The following is a 17,595-nucleotide window of genomic DNA, read 5'->3' on the forward strand; positions in this document are numbered from 1 at the left end:
ATTATATTGACTGAATTAATATAGTTGACGATACAGCGCACAAAAAACAACCACTAATATTTTTAGCAAAGCTTATGGTATACTCCGCCGCCTTAACATTTTTCACCGCAAATTTTTATTGCAACATGACGAGGAAAATAAATGAGTACGCCTGATTTTTCTACTGCCGAGAATAATCAAGATCTGGCAAATGAAGTCTCCTGCCTGAAAGCGATGCTGACGCTGATGCTGCAGGCGATGGGACAAGCTGACGCGGGCCGCGTGATGTTAAAGATGGAAAAACAGCTTGCGCTGATCGAAGACGAAACCCAGGCTGCAATATTTTCCAAAACGGTTAAGCAAATTAAACAAGCCTACCGTCAGTAATATAAAACCGGCTGAAAGCGCGCCTTTCAGCCGGTTTTGCATCTGGCACGCAGAATGTAATTGATGTCATATTAAGCCAGTTGCAGCAGCGTAGCAGGCAACCTGTGTCTTATTCGGTGCATTGATTTTTTTCTGCATGTTTTTCTGATGAAAATTGACCGTATTTTCAGAGATTGACAAGATCATCGCTATCTCTGCTGACGTTTTTCCTTCCGCGGTCCATTTCAGAATTTCTTTTTCCCGCTTGCTGAAATTCATCTCTGGCGTCATCACTATTTCATCATTTAAGCGTATCAACGCCATCAGACTTTCGCGCACCAATAACTGCATTTTTAATTGCAGTTCATCACTAAGGCCAGGTATTTCACGCGTACTACTACGGGAAAAGGACAAAAAACCCAGCGCCCGGTTTGGCAGCATTAAATACTGAGTGACACCACGGCGTATACCATGTGCACGCGCGGCTTCCCATAGCGGCTGCGCTTCGCTAAATAAGTCATCATTCCACAATAAATGCCCCTGACTGAAGTTTTCATGGTTAAGCACCGGATCAATGGCAAGAAAGTTTTTTGCCTGATAATAACTAATCCATGATTTCGGGTAATTGGTGTAGAAGGCCACTTTCGGTCGCGTGAATGGCACCGGGTGACGCACACATAATGAATAGAAATCGTACTCGAGTTGTTGAGCCTGCCGCTCTATTTCATGGTAGACCTCTTCCGCGGCCTCCATTCTCTGAAAACGTAACAGCATCGTGCGACGCCAACTGAAAAAATCCGTATCCTGCATAGTTAACCGCAACGCTCCTGAGAGTGAGTATCATTTATATTGATAACTCAAACTATCACATAAATAAGATTTATATATAATTTATATTATTCAGACAATGAATTACTTTTGCAAGACATAGCATTCTTTTATGTTATTAATAAGTTATGCTGATTTGTTAAGCAATTCACCAGATTGAGAGCGCGTTCTCGCCCCGTCTGGAAAGCCGACGGGGCTGATTTTTTCTTATTATTGCAACAGAAACTTCTCAAGGAACTGGCGGGTACGGGGCTGCTGCGGATCAGCAAATAACGCTTTTGCTGGCCCCTGCTCGACTATCCGCCCCTGGTCCATAAAGATCGCGCGGTCAGCAACGTCACGAGCAAAGCTCATTTCGTGCGTCACAATGACCATCGTGCGCTTTTCCTGCGCCAGTTGGCGGATGGTATTCAGGACTTCGCCCACCAGCTCCGGATCCAGCGCCGAGGTAGGTTCGTCAAACAGAATGACTTCCGGGCGCATCGCCAGCGCACGCGCAATCGCCACACGTTGCTGTTGACCGCCGGACAAACGACGCGGATAGCTGGTCTCTTTCCCCGTCAGCCCGACCTTCGCCAGCAGTTCGCGGGCGCGTGTCGTGGCCTCTTCTTTCGGTTCGCCTTTAACGATCACAGGCCCTTCAATAATGTTTTCCAGCACCGTACGATGCGGGAACAGATTAAAGTTCTGGAACACAAACCCGACGTGCTGGCGCAACTGGCGAATCAGCGATTTTTGCTGACTTAACGAACGTGCGGTATCAATAGTAATATCGCCAACGGTGATGGTCCCCGCCTCTGGCTGTTCCAGCAAATTTATGCTGCGTAGCAACGTGGTTTTGCCGGAACCACTCGGGCCGATAATTGCCACCACTTCGCCGGTGTTGACCTCCAGATCGATACCGTGCAGCACCGTCTGACCGTGGAATTTTTTCACCAGGTTTTTAACTTCAATGGCACTCATTTTGGCTCTCTCTCCTGGCGATTTAGTTGATTCTCAAAATGGTTCTGCAGCGTCGATAACACTGTCGCCATAATCCAGTAGATGAGCGAAGCCGCCAGATACATGGTGAACACTTCCAGAGTACGCGAGGTTATCAACTGCGCCTGACGAAACAGTTCCGGCACCTGAATCGTCGCGGCCAGTGAGGTATCTTTCACCAGGCTGATAAAGCTGTTCGACAGCGGCGGCAGTGCCACCCGCGCCGCCTGCGGCAAAATTGCGCGACGCATAGTTTGCCACGGCGTCATGCCAATACTGGCAGCCGCCTCCCACTGACCTTTATCAATAGACGAAATCGCTGCCCGCAGCGTTTCGGCAGCATAGGCGGCGGTGTTCAGTGACAGTCCAATCATCGCTGACGGAACCGGATCTAATTCAATGCCAAACTGCGGCAGACCGTAGTAGATCATAAACAGTTGTGCAATGAGCGGCGTACCGCGAAAAATGGAGATGTAAAAACGCGCCAGCCAGCGTACGGGCCATATGGGTGACAGGCGCATCAGCGCGAGAATAAACCCCAACAGCAAACCGAAAAACATACCGCCGATGCTGAGTTGCAGCGTATACCCAGCCCCTTTTAGCAGGAACGGCAAAGAATCAATAACCAGTTGTATACTTTCTTGCATGAGCGTTTCCGGGGCTAGACGTGAGGATGATAGGCGAACAGCGCAGGCGCGCCGCCAGTATGAATAAACAGAATCGGCCCTTCGTCTTTGAAGCGTTTCTGACTGATGCCATCAATCAGCCCCGCCATCGCTTTTCCGGTATACACAGGATCAAGCAGAATGCCTTCCAACCGCGCCAGCAGTTTCACCGCTTCCATGCCTTCGTCATTTGGCACGCCGTAGCCAGGGGCAAAGTAGTCATCCCAGAGTAAAATTTCTGCTGACGCGGTCAGTTCCAGCTCTTTCGCGATTGCCTGTTGCAGGCTAACCACTTTTGGCAACTGGTCAGCAACGGAACGTGACACGGTCACGCCAATCAGTTCGCTTTCTGGCATCAGTTGTTCCAGCCCTACTGCAAGCCCGGCATGCGTTCCGGCACTGCCCGACGCCACCACCACCGAAGAAATATTAACCGCCCCTTCACACTGTTGCGCGATTTCCAGCGCGCTCTCCACATAGCCCAACGCGCCTAAAGCATTGGAACCGCCAACCGGAATGACGTATGGGCGAAAGCCTTGTGCTTCGACGCGAGTCGCCAGCTCTTCCAGTTGGGCATTGGGATCGGTCAGCGCGTCGCACATTTCAATCTGGGTATTGAAGAGATCTAACAACAAGCGGTTGCCGTTGGTTAAATAATTTTCTGCAGTAGTGCCAATGGGATTTTCCAGCAGCGCCACGCAATGCAGACCAAGTTTTGCGGCCACTGCGGCAGTCTGGCGCACATGGTTAGACTGAATCGCTCCGGCTGTAATCAGTGTGTCAGCACCTTCGCGCAAGGCGTCTGCTGCGAGAAATTCCAGTTTGCGTAACTTATTTCCGCCCATTGCCAACGGGGTGACGTCATCCCGTTTGATGAAAATGTCCCGACCGAGATAATCAGAAAAACGTGGCAGATATTCGAGCGGTGTCGGTGTGCCGATAAACTCCAACCGTGGAAAACGAGTTAAATTATGCAGTGGCATAAAAGCCTCCGATGTCTGTTGTTGTGATATTGTTATTATGCACGCTGAAAACGCTTAAATAAAAAAGGCGCCGATTAAAGCGCCCTTTTTTGTCATTATGCTGATTACCTGGTCACATCAGCACCAAACCATTTTTCGGAAAGAGCTTGCAAGGTTCCATCTTTTTGCATTTCTGCGATGGCATCGTTGACTGCTTTCAGCAGATCTTCGTTGCCTTTACGCAGCGCGACACCTGACTCCTGGCGGGAGAAGGCTTCGCCGGTTACTGCCAGCGTATCATTGGTTTTCTTCACCAAATCCAGCGCCGCCAGACGGTCAACCAGGATGGCATCAATACGACCTACGCGCAGATCCTGATATTTGGTCGGGTCATCATCATAGGTGCGCACATCAACACCCTGAACATTCTGACGCAGCCACTCTTCATAGTTGGTGCCTAAACCAACGCCAACTTTTTTACCTTTCAGGTCGTCTGCGGTTTTTATTGTGCCTTCATTACCTTTTTTCACCAGCGCCTGAATACCGGAAATGGTGTAAGGGGTAGAGAAATCGTATTTTTTCTTACGTTCATCTGAGATGGTAACCTGATTAATCACCACATCGATGCGCTTAGAATCCAGGGACGCCAGCATACCATCCCACTTGGTCGGTTTTAATGCGGCTTCAACGCCCAGATGTTTTGCCAGTTGTTGAGCAAACTCCACTTCAAAACCGGTCAATTTACCGTCATCGCCCTGAAAGCTAAACGGCGGGTAAGTCCCTTCCAGTCCTACCAGCAAAGTGCCTCGCTCTTTCACTTTATTGAGCAGACCTTCATCGGCAAAACTTTTCACGCTCATACCCGCAACCAACGCCACGGCCATAACACCCATCAACGCCTGACGCCCCAGATGTACTAATTTCATATTCACCCCGAATGTTGTTATGTTGGTTTGCAGTGTAGAGCCATTGTTCGTAGACACAAAAACAACTCTGCTACATCTTATTCTTATTTAATATATATCAGAAGCTGACAGACTGGGGGATTTCTGCGCAAGGTCGCCGCGGGTTTGCATCTGGTAACACTGGTACTTACGTAATGCGATGCGATAATTATTGGTGCTGGTGGTGGGCAGCCAGGGTGCGAGGTTTTCATCAAGAAAACCATCCTGCAACAGGTCAGAGGAAATATCGTGTTCGCTTAAATAATTACCCAAACGACGTAGACGAACCACATATTCGCGCACTGTACCGGGGCTCATTTCAGTATGGTCAAAAAGAAACTGCTTAAAGCCGATAATATCAAAAAAATCACTCTGGGTTTTGCAGTGTAAATCACCGCAGAAACGGCATAACGCTGCCCATGATTTTTGTTCCTCATACCAGCCATTTTCATCAAGCAGCGTATCAAGACGGGAAATCTCGATTTTATTGACTATTTTGCCATCGTGAACCAGGGTAATGCGATCGAGTAATTTACGGCAATATGCGCAATGAGTCTGGCTGTGTTTAAAATCTTTAAGATAGCGGCTTAATGGTCGCCTTTTCTGGTGCTGCATCATTATTAAGAACTCCTGGTATTCAAAATTAATGTGCGGCATTTACCTGAGTTATAACTTACCCAGTTTGGTGCGTAACCGTTTAATAGCCTGGCTGTGTAACTGACTAACCCGCGATTCACCGACCTCAAGCACCGCGCCAATCTCTTTGAGATTAAGCTCTTCCTGGTAATAGAGCGTTAATACCAACTGTTCGCGCTCCGGCAACATTTCGATGGCTTCCATTACCCGCTGGCGCAAATTACTGTCCAGTAACTGCTGTAACGGGTTATCCCGCTGATGATCGTCAGTAACCAGTTCGATGCTATCACCGTGCTCTTCGCGCCACTCATCATAGGAGAAAAGTTGGCTGTTATTAGTATCAAGCAACATTTGCCGGTAATCAGCGATTTCAATCCCTAAACGTTCTGCCACTTCCGTTTCTGTGGCGTTGCGGCCAAGTTCCTGCTCCAGTTGCCCTATTGCCTGCGCCACTTCACGTGCATTGCGTCGCACGCTGCGCGGCACCCAGTCACGGCTGCGAAGTTCATCCAGCATAGCACCACGGATACGCTGCACTGCGTAAGTTGTAAATGCCGTTCCTTGCAGGGCATCATAACGTTCAACAGCATTAAGTAATCCAATGCCGCCTGCCTGTAGCAGATCGTCAAGTTCTACACTCGCGGGCAGTCGAACCTGCAGGCGCAATGCTTCGTGACGCACCAGCGGGATATAACGCTGCCACAGCGAATGTTTATCCATTACACCTTCAGCGGTATAGAGTGATTTCACGATAAACAGCCCTGCGTTATATAAATAATCGGCATAATTATCCGTTTCTGCAGGTTTTTTAATCGGACGATTAATGGGTGAAATAAGGGGTTATTTGGGGTAATCGGTAAATAGTGAGCAGAATAACCCCGCTGGAGCGGGGTTAAGATAGCTGACAAAGTCCGCCTCATCTTGCCGGATGCGGCGTAAACGCCTTATCCGACCTACGCGAATATGCAAATTTAATTAATTGCGATTCACCTTGTAGGCATGATAAGCGTAGCGCATCAGGCAATTTGGCGTTTGCTGTCATTATATTACGACGATTAGCCCTGCAGCAGAGACAGAACTTGCTGCGGCACCTGGTTAGCTTTAGACAGCACAGAGTTACCCGCCTGCTGGATGATCTGCGCTTTCGACATGTTAGACACTTCGGTCGCATAGTCGGCGTCCTGAATACGGGACTGCGCTTCAGACAGGTTGGTGGTGGTGTTGTTCAGGTTGGTTACCGCAGAGTCCAGACGGTTTTGAACGGCACCGAGGGAGGAGCGGAAAGTATCAACCTGTGCAATGGCTTTGTCTAAAAGTGCCAGTGGATCAGCAGAAGAAGCCCCTGAGAACTGCGCAGTCGGAGTTGCTGTAGATAATTCAACAACAACTTTGTTCGCTGTGGCTGTTGCCGTAGTGTCATCATTAAGCGCCGCTGGAGCCGTTGTAGCGTAGTTTTTACCCTGGAATGTTACATATCCCGCAGCCGCGCCGTCAGAGTCAGCGGCAACTTTAATCAGCTGATCTTTCTGAGTAGCTGCAGTCGTTAGTCCATTATCGGTGTCTTTGTATTCGACATCGGCTTTATTCAACGTCACTTCACCACTTGCATGGTCAATGGACGCGGAGTAGAAATCACTACCGGATTGAACGACGAACTGTGCGGTGGCAGCCCCTTTCGCATCCAGGGTGTTGTGTAACGTCAGGCTGGAAACATCGACAGTTTTACCTGTCGCAGTAGTCAGATCTTTCGCAACAGCAGTGAAATCAACACCAACAGGTTTTGTCCCAGCGGCTCCTGTAATTTGAGTAATTGAATCACCAACGTTAAGTGATTGAGCAGAAACGGAGAAACCATTCAACCCTAATGTAGAAGAGTCAATTTTCTGTAAATCAATGCTAATAGTCTGGCCATCATTCGCGCCAACCTGAATCTTCATCGAACCGTCTTTTGCCAGTACATTCACGCCGTTGAACTGGGTCTGACCGGAAACACGGTCAATCTCATCCAGACGGGATTTGATTTCGTCCTGAATAGATGACAGGTCAGAATCAGAGTTAGTACCGGTCGTCGCCTGAACGGTCAACTCACGCACACGTTGCAAGTTGTTGTTGATTTCAGACAACGCACCTTCTGTGGTCTGCGCCAGAGAAATACCGTCGTTGGCGTTACGCGCAGCCTGAGTCAGGCCTTTAATGTTAGAGGTGAAACGGTTAGCAATCGCCTGACCGGCAGCGTCATCTTTCGCACTGTTAATACGCAGGCCAGAAGAGAGGCGTTCGATAGAAGTCGACAGCGCAGACTGGTTTTTGTTGATGTTGTTTTGAGTGATCAGCGAGAGGCTGTTGGTATTAATGACTTGTGCCATAATTCATTTTCCTGTTTTCAAGTCTACGGTTTAAGTATTGGGCTTCCACCCTTCGGCTTCGTCGCCGTCAACCCTGTTATCGTCTGGTCACTCACAACCTTTAGAATTTTTTTCTAGCGGTCGAAATACTCCCCTTCCTCGTTGCTGTTCGTGTCATTAAGCCCAAAAATAAATCGTAAACTTTGCCCCACTTACGCCGATAACCCCGGTATTCGTTCTACATGTCGCATGATTAAGGAATCTATATGGCGAGTATTTCAACGCTTGGGGTTGGGTCGGGGCTGGACTTAAGCAGCATCCTCGACAGTCTGGAGGCGGCAGAAAAATCTACCCTGACGCCGATATCGAAACAGCAAAGTTCTTACACCGCGAAACTGAGCGCTTACGGGACGCTGAAAAGCGCGCTGGAGAGTTTCCAGACGGCCAATACAGCACTGAATAAAGCCGATTTATTTACCGCCACCTCAACCACCAGCAGTTCATCAGCTTTCAGCGCCACGACCACGGGCAGCGCAATTGCCGGGAAATACACCATTAGCGTCAGCCAACTGGCGCAGGCGCAGACGCTGACCACCCAAAATAGTCAAAAAGACAGTAAAGCCGCCATCGCCACCAGCGATAGCGTACTGACCATCCAGCAAGGCGGCGGTAAAGAGCCGGTCACGATTGATATCAGTGCGGCTGATTCGTCGCTCTCCGGCATTCGCGATGCCATTAACAACGCCAAAGCTGGTGTCAGCGCCAGTATCATCAATGTGGGTAACGGCGAGTATCGTTTGTCCATCACCGCCAATGATACCGGTAGCGACAACGCCATGAAGCTCAGCGTCAGCGGTGACAGCACCCTGCAAAGTTTTATGGGTTACAACGGAACTTCGGGTGATAGCAGCAATGGCATGGTTGAAAGCGTCACCGCGCAGAACGCCAAACTGACGGTCAATAACGTTGAGATTGAAAACAGCAGCAATACTATCAGTGACGCGCTGGAAGATATCACCCTCAACCTGAATGACGTCACCACCGGTAATCAGACACTGACCATCAGTAAAGATACATCCAAAGCTGAAAATGCGGTTAAAGCGTGGGTGGATGCCTATAACGCATTACAGGATACCTTCAGCAACTTAACGAAATACACAGCCGTCGATGCCGGTGCTGAAAACCAGGATTCCAGCAATGGTGCATTACTCGGTGACTCCACACTGCGTACCATCCAGACTCAGCTTAAAACCTTGCTCGCCAATACCCACAGCAGTTCAAACTATAAAACGCTGGCACAAATTGGCATTACCAGCGATGCCAGTACCGGAAAGCTGGAAATAGCGACCGACAAACTGCAAACAGCGCTGAAAAAAGATGCTGCTGGCGTCGGTGAAATGTTTATTGGTGACGGTAAAAGTATAGGCGTAACCACCAGCATTAGCAGCAACCTGACCAGTTGGCTCTCCTCCACCGGGATAATCCAGGCCGCAAAAGATGGCGTCAGCAAAACGCTGAACAATTTGACCGATCAATACAATGCCGCCAGCGAACGCATCGATACATTAATGGCGCGCTATAAAGCCCAGTTCACCCAATTAGATGTGTTAATGAACTCGCTGAACTCCACCAGCAGCTATCTGACACAACAGTTCGACACCTCAAATAGCAGTTCGAAATAATCTCAGGAGAGACAATGTACAGCGCAAAAGGCACCCAGGCCTACGCACAAATTGGCGTCGAAAGCGCCGTAATGAGTGCCAGCCAACAGCAACTGGTCACCATGCTATTTGACGGCGTGTTGAGTGCGCTGGTAAGAGCGCGCTTGTTTATGCAGGACAACAATCAGGAAGGCAAAGGCGTCTCTTTGTCAAAAGCGATCAACATTATTGAGAACGGGCTGAGACTCAGTCTTGACGAAGAAAGTCAGGACGAATTAACCCAGAATTTGATTGCACTCTATAGCTATATGATCAGGCGTTTGCTGCAAGCTAATTTACGCAACGATGTCTCCGCAGTCGCAGAAGTGGAAACTTTAATGCGCAATCTTGCCGATGCCTGGAAAGAGTCTCTACTCTCCCCTTCATTGATTCAGGACCCTGTCTGATGAACCATGCACCGCACTTGTATTTTGCCTGGCAACAACTCGTCGAAAAAAGCCAGCTCATGTTACGCCTGGCGACAGAAGGACGGTGGGATGAACTCATCGCCAGCGAAATGGAATATGTCAATGCGGTGCAAAAAATTGCACACTTAACGGAAGAAATGGAACCCTCTGCCATGATCCAGGAGCAACTCAGACCTATGCTGCGCCTCGTTCTGGAAAACGAAAACAAAGTAAAACAGTTATTGCAGATTCGGATGGATGAACTGGCGAAACTGGTCGGTCAGTCATCAATGCAAAAATCGGTGTTAAGCACCTACGGCGATCAGGGTGGCTACGTGCTGGCGCCGCAGGAAAATCTCTTTTGAAGCTTAAAGAGCTGATTGCTCGCGAATAATCCGATTACGGCTACGCTTCTAATGTTCCCCTTGAGCGGAGTCGAAGAATGCGTAACCCCACGCTGTTGCAATGTTTTCATTGGTATTACCCGGAAGGCGGCAAGCTCTGGCCTGAACTGGCCGAGCGCGCCGACGGTTTAAATGATATTGGTATCAATATGATCTGGCTGCCGCCCGCCTATAAAGGCGCATCGGGCGGGTATTCTGTTGGCTACGACTCCTATGATTTATTTGATTTAGGCGAGTTTGATCAGAAAGGCAGCATCCCCACCAAATATGGCGATAAAGCACAGTTGCTGGCGGCCATTGACGCACTCAAACGCAATGACATTGCCGTACTGCTGGACGTGGTCGTCAACCACAAAATGGGGGCTGACGAAAAAGAAGCCATTCGCGTACAGCGCGTCAATGCAGATGATCGCACGCAAATTGATGATGAAATCATTGAGTGCGAAGGCTGGACCCGTTACACCTTCCCGGCTCGTGCCGGTCAATACTCGCAGTTCATCTGGGACTTCAAATGTTTTAGCGGCATCGACCATATCGAAAATCCAAACGAAGATGGCATTTTTAAAATCGTCAACGACTACACCGGCGAAGGCTGGAATGACCAGGTTGATGATGAGTTAGGTAATTTCGACTATCTGATGGGCGAAAATATCGATTTTCGCAACCATGCCGTCACGGAAGAGCTTAAATACTGGGCACGCTGGGTGATGGAGCAAACGCAGTGCGACGGTTTTCGTCTCGACGCAGTAAAACATATTCCAGCCTGGTTTTATAAAGAGTGGATCGAACACGTGCAGGAAGTCGCGCCAAAACCGCTATTTATTGTGGCGGAATACTGGTCGCGTGAAGTAGATAAGCTGCAAACATATATTGCCCAGGTAGAAGGCAAAACCATGCTATTTGATGCGCCGCTGCAAATGAAATTCCATGAAGCATCCCGAATGGGGCGCAACTACGATATGACGCAGATATTCACCGGTACGCTGGTGGAAGCCGATCCTTTCCATGCCGTTACACTGGTCGCCAACCACGATACCCAACCGTTGCAAGCCCTTGAAGCTCCGGTAGAACCGTGGTTTAAACCGCTGGCGTATGCCCTTATTTTGCTGCGGGAAAATGGCGTCCCTTCAGTGTTCTACCCTGATCTGTACGGTGCTCATTACGAAGATGTCGGCGGTGACGGGCAAACCTATCCGATAGATATGCCAATAATCGAACAGCTCGATGAGTTAATCCTCGCCCGCCAGCGCTTCGCCCACGGTGTACAGACGTTATTTTTCGATCATCCGAACTGTATTGCCTTTAGTCGCAGCGGCACCGACGAATATCCAGGCTGTGTGGTGGTGATGTCAAACGGTGACGATGGCGAAAAAACCATTCATCTGGGAGAGAATTACGGCAATAAAACCTGGCGTGATTTTCTGGGCAATCGGCAAGAGAGCGTGGTGACCGATGAAAATGGCGAAGCGACCTTTTTTTGCAACGGCGGTAGCGTCAGTGTGTGGGTTATCGAAGAGGTGATTTAAACACATCCCCGGCGGCAAACCGGGGATATTTCATTACGGTAGTGGCGTCGGCAACGGCGCTTTTTCCAGCACAGCAGCACATTCAGCCGTTGGTCGATCCACGCGTTCCATCGTCATGCCATCGTATTCAATAGTGTTACCGTCACGCTCAATCTCGTACAGTTCACGTTTGACAGTAACGTTAGTGAGATCATCAGATATCAGCGTCAACTTACCCGGTAAAGCAATCACCCGCTGCCACTGACGGCAATCCAGCGTATCACCCTCTTTAGTGACAATCAGGCTACCTATCGCTTCCGGGCTGACCAGAGCACGTTGCGGCCCTTTAGTCTGCCAGTAGCCCGCCAGCCAGTCTGGCGCGGGCGTTTTCACAACATTGTTATAATTTTCAACTTCGGCACAGCCAGCCAGCAGCATAAGTGCGCCTGCAATTGCGAGTTTTTTCATCATTCATCCTGCATGAGAAGAAAAGAGGATTGTGGCATTAATGCCTTGATGCTGCCAGCCTTTCCAGGCCCAAAGAGAAATTTGATCTAACCATTATTTTTGTGAATTATTACCACGAAAAAGAATTTGTCTGGTGTATTATTCGCGGCTCTTGTTTCAAACCTTCTGAGTTCAGAGGCTATATACATGTCATGGCAGCAATTCAAACAAGCCTGGTTGATTAAATTCTGGGCCCCCATCCCTGCGGTCATCGCGGCGGGTATTCTCTCCACTTATTATTTTGGCATCACCGGCACCTTTTGGGCTGTTACCGGCGAATTTACCCGTTGGGGTGGTCAGCTCCTGCAACTGTTTGGCGTCCATGCCGAAGAGTGGGGCTATTTTAAAATTATCCATCTGGAAGGATCGCCATTAACCCGCATTGACGGGATGATGATTCTTGGTATGTTTGGCGGCTGTTTTGCCGCGGCTCTGTGGGCCAACAACGTTAAATTACGTATGCCGCGCAGCCGTATCCGCATTATGCAGGCTATTATTGGCGGGATTATCGCTGGTTTCGGCGCGCGTCTGGCGATGGGCTGTAACCTGGCTGCATTTTTCACTGGCATTCCGCAGTTCTCACTGCACGCCTGGTTCTTTGCCATCGCCACCGCCATTGGCTCATGGTTTGGTGCACGCTTTACTCTGCTGCCAGTCTTCCGTATCCCGGTAAAAATGCAAAAAGTCTCTGCCGCCTCACCGCTAACACAAAAACCAGATCAGGCACGGCGTCGTTTCCGCCTCGGGATGCTGGTCTTTTTTGGCATGTTGGGCTGGGCGCTGTTAACGGCGATGAATCAACCGAAGCTGGGGCTGGCAATGCTGTTTGGCGTCGGCTTTGGCTTACTGATTGAACGCGCGCAAATCTGCTTTACTTCGGCGTTCCGCGATATGTGGATCACCGGGCGTACCCATATGGCGAAAGCGATCATTATCGGTATGGCGGTAAGTGCCATCGGTATTTTCAGTTACGTACAGTTAGGTGTAGAACCGAAAATCATGTGGGCTGGCCCGAACGCCGTCATTGGCGGGTTACTGTTTGGCTTTGGTATTGTGCTGGCGGGCGGCTGCGAAACTGGCTGGATGTACCGTGCAGTGGAAGGCCAGGTGCACTACTGGTGGGTTGGGCTGGGTAATGTTATCGGCTCAACGATTCTGGCTTATTACTGGGATGACTTCGCCCCGGCACTGGCCACCGACTGGGACAAAATCAACCTGCTGAAAACCTTTGGCCCAATGGGCGGCCTGCTGGTGACATATTTACTGTTGTTCGCTGCCCTGATGTTGATTATCGGCTGGGAGAAACGCTTCTTCCGCCGCGCGGCGCTGCAAACTGCTAAGGAGATTGCATGAAAAATATCGTTCCTGATTACCGTCTTGATATGGTGGGCGAACCCTGCCCTTATCCGGCGGTCGCGACCCTTGAGGCGATGCCGCAGTTAAAAAAAGGCGAGATCCTCGAAGTGGTCAGCGACTGTCCGCAGTCAATTAATAATATTCCACTGGACGCACGTAACCACGGCTATACCGTACTGGATATCCAACAAGACGGGCCGACCATTCGTTATTTAATTCAGAAGTAATCTTTTCTCCCGCTGTTTCAGGCAGCGGGAGTATCTTTGCTACGAATTCTCCATTGTGGACGTACAGAAAGTCCGTGGTATATCAGAAAAATAGTCTCAATATTTGATGACCATGCAGGAATGAATTAGTGGTGAAGCATCTCATCCACAATTTCTTTCGTCTGTAACTGATAAGGATAATAAGTTGGCCAGTTGTCCATTTCTTCAAGTAACTGCTGTTGTGACGTATTCCCCATAAATATATGAAAATGGGATGATTTACGAGGGGCAATAATATGATCACTAAACTGCACAAACTTAGGGGCTTTACTGGCTGGTTCCCGGCACTCAAACAGATAACGCACACCTTTCTTCCCTGATTTATATGTCAGTATTTTAAACCCACTGTAATTATATTTACAGGAAGTCATCTCCTCCCCTCGATGGAACTCCATAACACCATTTTCGATGCCAATTGTGTCAACATCTGTTATGTATCCCTTCTGATAGTAGGCTTTAATATCTGCGAATGATTTACCCGGTTCTTTTTCTGCTTTCATTTTAAAGACAGGATCAAGATCACCACTTTGAAGCAAGGGGTACACCGATTGCCAAATACCCTCCCAATCAGCGAGGGATCTATCCTTCACGTTATTATCATCAAAAATACCCTCTGCTGCTTTTTGTTCCATTTCTGTCAGTGGTGCCCCATGTGAATGATGCCCATGAGCAAGTGCATAGTTGCCTGCTAATAGTAACCCCAGAGCAAAAGCCAATTTATTAACAATCATCATCCAGTTTGTCCTCCCGCTTCAACATCACATAATGTTATAACATAACATTTAATAAAAACAACACTGAAGAACGAATAGCAAAACCTAACCAAACACACGCACCATAACCCTACATTTAGTACGTCTTTATCACCAACTACAACCGTTGAAAAAATGCGCCGTTGAAAGCTTTTATTGTAATGATTTTGTCTTACTGCGCTGCCAGTAATAACGGGAAATCATGAATGCAGTACAGAGACAACATTAAGTCATCGGATCTGATTGAAGGAATAGCACCAATCATGCAAACTACAAACTCTCACAACCAACAAGAGATTATTCCCCCTGATGGATCAGGTTGCTATTTTCCAAAAGATGTTTGAGCAAGTGAGAACGGAGCTAAACTTTTCCTGGTTTTACACAGAGTTAAAACGTCATCATATTGCGCATTACATTTACTATCTTGCTACAGATAACATTAGGATCGTTACACACGATGACAAGGTATTGTTAATAAGAGGAAGCAGAAATCTATTAAAAGTCAGTGCCACTAAGAACCCTGAGAAAGTAATAAAAGCAGCCCGGACTCACATTGCCAGAAGATCTACTTTTCGGGAATATTGTATAACGCTCGCGAATGCGGGTGTCTTCCGGTGGGTTACTGACGTTAACGATAATAAACGTCGTTACTATTCTATCGATAATACACTCTTATATATTGAAGATGTTGAGAACAATAAACCCTTAATTTAGATGTATTAGCTCATTTCAGATCTGACAGTTATCCGTACAGGTATCTGTCAGATTATCTCTGGCTTGATTTTCTCTTCTCTGACACCACTCACGCTCCATAGCAGCTCCCAGACGGTAAGTTCATGGAAAATGCCTGCCAAAAATTGTTATATTATAACAGCGAACAGTTTTACCCTGACTGAGGAGAACACACATGAAAATCAATGGCATAGGTAAAGCCATTTTTCTTTTTGCACTGCTAACCTCAACGGCCTCTGCCGCTGGCAAGGACATTAATGTTGAGTTCAGAAAGGGGCATAGTAGCGCCCAGTACTCAGGAGAGATAAAGGGGTACGATTACGACACATATAACTTCTATGCCAAAAAAGGCCAGAAGGTGCATATCAGTATCTCCAATGAGGGTGCTGATATTGTCCTCTTTGGGCCAGGAATTAGCGACTCTGTTGATCTCTCCAGATATTCTCCCGAGCTTGATGACAATGGTCAGTACATCCTTCCCGCTTCCGGTAAATATGAGCTAAGAGTGCTTCAAACCCGTAATGACGCTCGTAAAAACAAAGTTAAAAAATACAGCGTCAACATACAGATTGAGTAAACAGAAATTGACGGGGCTATCCCCGTCATTGCTTTCCTGTACCTGAGGATAACTGTCAGTAACAGACAGAGGCTGTCTATGACGCTGTTCCTGCCACATGAAATATGACCCGGAGTCTTCCCACCCGATTGAATCTGCTGGCATAAGGGACACCCCCGCGCCCTGTTTACGCGCTAAATACGGCTTCTTTAACCGTCTGAATGCGGTGAGAATATGTCGGTAAGACTTACCTGAAAATACGGTTAATTTTTTAGTTTAAACCTTTTTTAGTTATTAGTAAGATGCATATGCTTCAACAGAAGCTGGGAAATTCAACAACTCTTAGATAATTTTGGACCTTGTCCCGCGGCTCCAATCCGACAGCCGCGCTTCTTTTCACTCTCATAGTCAACAGGTTACAAAACCTACACCTGCATGGACATCATATGACCATGTATATTTCATAAACGACAAAGATCGCCCAAGAGCAGACCAGATAACAGGCGGTTAGAGTTGACTGAAACATCAAGCATCGTAGTTCTACGAAGATCTAACGGTGTGATTTGCCCCATATATGCCCCACCACTTAGCATCGAAGAGCACAAAACCTTGCGTCCAGTGCAAAGCTTTGTGTGTCTGTTTTGTCCCAACAACCACTTCAATTCTCGATCTGTTTAACCGGGATATTATCTCCTACAGTCTGTCAGAAAGGCCGGTGATGGAGATGATTAATACGATACTGCACAATGCATTCTCAGTGCTCGTACCGGAGGATACACCGTTACTGCACACGGATCAGGGCTGGCAATATCGAATGGCAGGCTATCAGGCAAAGTTAAAGGCCCATGGAATGACACAAAGTATGTCGCGCAAGGAAAACTGCCTGGATGACGCAGTGATGGAGAACTTCTTCGGCACACTGAAATCGGAGTGTTTTTACCTGAACAGGTTCAGCGTTCTGAATGAACTGAGGAAAGAGATAGAGGACTATATTCATTATTATAACAACGAGCGGATCAGCCTGAAATTAAAAGGCCTGAGTCCGGTAGAATACCGAACCCAAGCCCTGAAAGCCGCTTAACATGAACTGTCCAACTTTATAGGGTCAGTCCATAGACTGCAGGTTTTTAGATTACGTAATTTAAAAACAATAGTTATAGAAAAAAATTACCAACCTACAGCAATACCCCCTCCGACTACTGCTCCATCAGTATTATTCCACGAAGACGATGCACGAATATTGGTGTTTTCATTAAGTTTATATTGAACACCGACAGCTACTGCATTACCGTTTCTATAGTTACCAACCCCAACGCCGGCACTAAATGTCTGGTTATTCACATACGGGATATTGGTCATTGCTGCCACAGAAGCAATACCTGCATTAGCTTTTTTAGCATTAGCTTCTATCTTATCATTCAACTGCTTAAATGTTGAATTTATCTTCCCATCAATTTGGTTAAACTTTGTATCAGTATATGCGAATGATTCTTGTTTTGCTGATTGTATGTTTTTATTAATAACGCCGTTATTTTTCGTAACTTCCTGATCAGTGTATGCCATTGATTCACTTTTGGCATTATTAATATTCTGATTTATCACAGCATTGTTTTTGGTAACTTGCTGATCTGTATATGCCATTGATTCGCTTTTGGCATTATTGATATTCTGATTTATCACAGCATTATTTTTGGTAACCTGCTG

The 17,595-nt window shown here is 47.7% G+C and carries 21 protein-coding genes and 1 pseudogene; 11 read left to right on the forward strand and 11 right to left on the reverse strand.

Annotated elements, in window-relative coordinates; translation table 11 throughout:
- Positions 1 to 14: 14 nt before the first annotated feature.
- Together A31E_RS25760 and yecF are read left to right on the forward strand one after the other, a co-directional pair.
- Positions 15 to 155 (forward strand): hypothetical protein, encoded by a 141-nt coding sequence (locus A31E_RS25760; protein ID WP_228929308.1) that lies wholly within the window; start codon positions 15 to 17, stop codon positions 153 to 155.
- The gene (gene yecF / locus A31E_RS13175) at positions 142 to 366 is read left to right on the forward strand and encodes a DUF2594 family protein YecF (protein ID WP_000106471.1); all 225 of its coding nucleotides are present in this window, start codon (positions 142 to 144) and stop codon (positions 364 to 366) included. The genes A31E_RS25760 and yecF overlap by 14 nt, the downstream gene beginning before the upstream one ends.
- A 66-nt stretch (positions 367 to 432) precedes the next feature.
- Here yecF and sdiA read toward each other — a convergent pair whose 3' ends face one another.
- The 8 genes from sdiA to A31E_RS13135 all read right to left on the reverse strand — a co-directional run bounded on the left by sdiA (position 433) and on the right by A31E_RS13135 (position 7,727).
- Positions 433 to 1,155 (reverse strand): quorum-sensing transcriptional regulator SdiA, encoded by a 723-nt coding sequence (gene sdiA / locus A31E_RS13170; RefSeq protein ID WP_001154282.1) that lies wholly within the window; start codon positions 1,153 to 1,155, stop codon positions 433 to 435.
- 228 nt (positions 1,156 to 1,383) lie between these two features.
- Positions 1,384 to 2,136, reverse strand: coding sequence for an L-cystine ABC transporter ATP-binding protein TcyN (tcyN, locus tag A31E_RS13165; protein ID WP_001516561.1), 753 nt, complete (start codon positions 2,134 to 2,136; stop codon positions 1,384 to 1,386).
- Positions 2,133 to 2,801, reverse strand: a complete 669-nt coding sequence (tcyL, locus tag A31E_RS13160) for a cystine ABC transporter permease (RefSeq protein ID WP_001158227.1) — start codon at positions 2,799 to 2,801, stop codon at positions 2,133 to 2,135. The genes tcyN and tcyL overlap by 4 nt, the downstream gene beginning before the upstream one ends.
- Positions 2,802 to 2,815: 14 nt before the next feature.
- Complete coding sequence (dcyD, locus tag A31E_RS13155; RefSeq protein WP_001128252.1) at positions 2,816 to 3,802, reverse strand: D-cysteine desulfhydrase; 987 nt, start codon at positions 3,800 to 3,802, stop codon at positions 2,816 to 2,818.
- Positions 3,803 to 3,906: 104 nt separating this feature from the next.
- Positions 3,907 to 4,707 carry a cystine ABC transporter substrate-binding protein gene (gene tcyJ / locus A31E_RS13150; RefSeq protein ID WP_024193590.1) on the reverse strand — a complete coding sequence of 267 codons (801 nt, stop codon included), beginning with the start codon at positions 4,705 to 4,707 and terminating at the stop codon, positions 3,907 to 3,909.
- 87 nt (positions 4,708 to 4,794) lie between these two features.
- Positions 4,795 to 5,346, reverse strand: coding sequence for a flagella biosynthesis regulatory protein FliZ (gene fliZ, locus A31E_RS13145; RefSeq protein WP_024191890.1), 552 nt, complete (start codon positions 5,344 to 5,346; stop codon positions 4,795 to 4,797).
- A 45-nt stretch (positions 5,347 to 5,391) separates the two neighbouring features.
- On the reverse strand, positions 5,392 to 6,111 hold the full coding sequence (fliA, locus tag A31E_RS13140) for an RNA polymerase sigma factor FliA (protein WP_000839544.1): 720 nt from the start codon (positions 6,109 to 6,111) through the stop codon (positions 5,392 to 5,394).
- Positions 6,112 to 6,416: 305 nt separating this feature from the next.
- Positions 6,417 to 7,727 carry a FliC/FljB family flagellin gene (locus A31E_RS13135; RefSeq protein ID WP_000079767.1) on the reverse strand — a complete coding sequence of 437 codons (1,311 nt, stop codon included), beginning with the start codon at positions 7,725 to 7,727 and terminating at the stop codon, positions 6,417 to 6,419.
- 245 nt (positions 7,728 to 7,972) lie between these two features.
- On the opposite strand from A31E_RS13135, the gene fliD reads away from it, so the two are divergent.
- The 4 genes from fliD to amyA all read left to right on the forward strand — a co-directional run bounded on the left by fliD (position 7,973) and on the right by amyA (position 11,743).
- Positions 7,973 to 9,388 (forward strand): flagellar filament capping protein FliD, encoded by a 1,416-nt coding sequence (gene fliD / locus A31E_RS13130; RefSeq protein ID WP_016248820.1) that lies wholly within the window; start codon positions 7,973 to 7,975, stop codon positions 9,386 to 9,388.
- 14 nt (positions 9,389 to 9,402) lie between these two features.
- A complete protein-coding gene (gene fliS, locus A31E_RS13125; RefSeq protein ID WP_000286599.1) occupies positions 9,403 to 9,813 on the forward strand; it encodes a flagellar export chaperone FliS in 411 nt (136 codons plus the stop codon).
- Positions 9,813 to 10,178, forward strand: coding sequence for a flagella biosynthesis regulatory protein FliT (fliT, locus tag A31E_RS13120; protein WP_001015042.1), 366 nt, complete (start codon positions 9,813 to 9,815; stop codon positions 10,176 to 10,178). The genes fliS and fliT overlap by 1 nt, the downstream gene beginning before the upstream one ends.
- Before the next feature lie 77 nt (positions 10,179 to 10,255).
- Entirely contained in the window at positions 10,256 to 11,743 is a 1,488-nt protein-coding gene (gene amyA / locus A31E_RS13115) for an alpha-amylase (protein WP_001516566.1), read from the forward strand.
- A gap of 33 nt (positions 11,744 to 11,776) precedes the next feature.
- Here amyA and yedD read toward each other — a convergent pair whose 3' ends face one another.
- The gene (gene yedD / locus A31E_RS13110; RefSeq protein ID WP_001516567.1) at positions 11,777 to 12,190 is read right to left on the reverse strand and encodes a lipoprotein YedD; all 414 of its coding nucleotides are present in this window, start codon (positions 12,188 to 12,190) and stop codon (positions 11,777 to 11,779) included.
- A gap of 186 nt (positions 12,191 to 12,376) precedes the next feature.
- Between yedD and yedE the strand changes: the two genes are divergently transcribed.
- Both yedE and yedF read left to right on the forward strand, forming a co-directional pair.
- Positions 12,377 to 13,582 carry a selenium metabolism membrane protein YedE/FdhT gene (gene yedE / locus A31E_RS13105; protein WP_001516568.1) on the forward strand — a complete coding sequence of 402 codons (1,206 nt, stop codon included), beginning with the start codon at positions 12,377 to 12,379 and terminating at the stop codon, positions 13,580 to 13,582.
- Entirely contained in the window at positions 13,579 to 13,812 is a 234-nt protein-coding gene (gene yedF, locus A31E_RS13100) for a sulfurtransferase-like selenium metabolism protein YedF (RefSeq protein WP_000790504.1), read from the forward strand. Before yedE ends, yedF begins: the two co-directional genes overlap by 4 nt.
- A gap of 125 nt (positions 13,813 to 13,937) precedes the next feature.
- Here yedF and zinT read toward each other — a convergent pair whose 3' ends face one another.
- The gene (zinT, locus tag A31E_RS13095; protein ID WP_001516569.1) at positions 13,938 to 14,585 is read right to left on the reverse strand and encodes a metal-binding protein ZinT; all 648 of its coding nucleotides are present in this window, start codon (positions 14,583 to 14,585) and stop codon (positions 13,938 to 13,940) included.
- 327 nt (positions 14,586 to 14,912) lie between these two features.
- On the opposite strand from zinT, the gene A31E_RS13090 reads away from it, so the two are divergent.
- From A31E_RS13090 to A31E_RS13080, 3 genes and pseudogenes are all read left to right on the forward strand, one after another.
- Positions 14,913 to 15,317, forward strand: a complete 405-nt coding sequence (locus A31E_RS13090; protein WP_016248821.1) for a DUF1398 family protein — start codon at positions 14,913 to 14,915, stop codon at positions 15,315 to 15,317.
- A gap of 193 nt (positions 15,318 to 15,510) precedes the next feature.
- Complete coding sequence (gene pliG, locus A31E_RS13085; RefSeq protein WP_016248822.1) at positions 15,511 to 15,912, forward strand: g-type lysoyme inhibitor PliG; 402 nt, start codon at positions 15,511 to 15,513, stop codon at positions 15,910 to 15,912.
- Between the two features lie 640 nt (positions 15,913 to 16,552).
- A pseudogene (locus tag A31E_RS13080) lies at positions 16,553 to 16,972 on the forward strand (IS3 family transposase); the annotation flags it as partial.
- Positions 16,973 to 17,058: 86 nt separating this feature from the next.
- Here A31E_RS13080 and A31E_RS26225 read toward each other — a convergent pair.
- Positions 17,059 to 17,595 (reverse strand): YadA C-terminal domain-containing protein (locus A31E_RS26225; protein WP_016248824.1); only part of this gene is annotated, 537 nt, incomplete at its 5' end.

Origin of the sequence: Escherichia sp. KTE159 (genome assembly GCF_000408805.1) — a bacterium.
GTDB classification, from domain to species: domain Bacteria; phylum Pseudomonadota; class Gammaproteobacteria; order Enterobacterales; family Enterobacteriaceae; genus Escherichia; species Escherichia marmotae.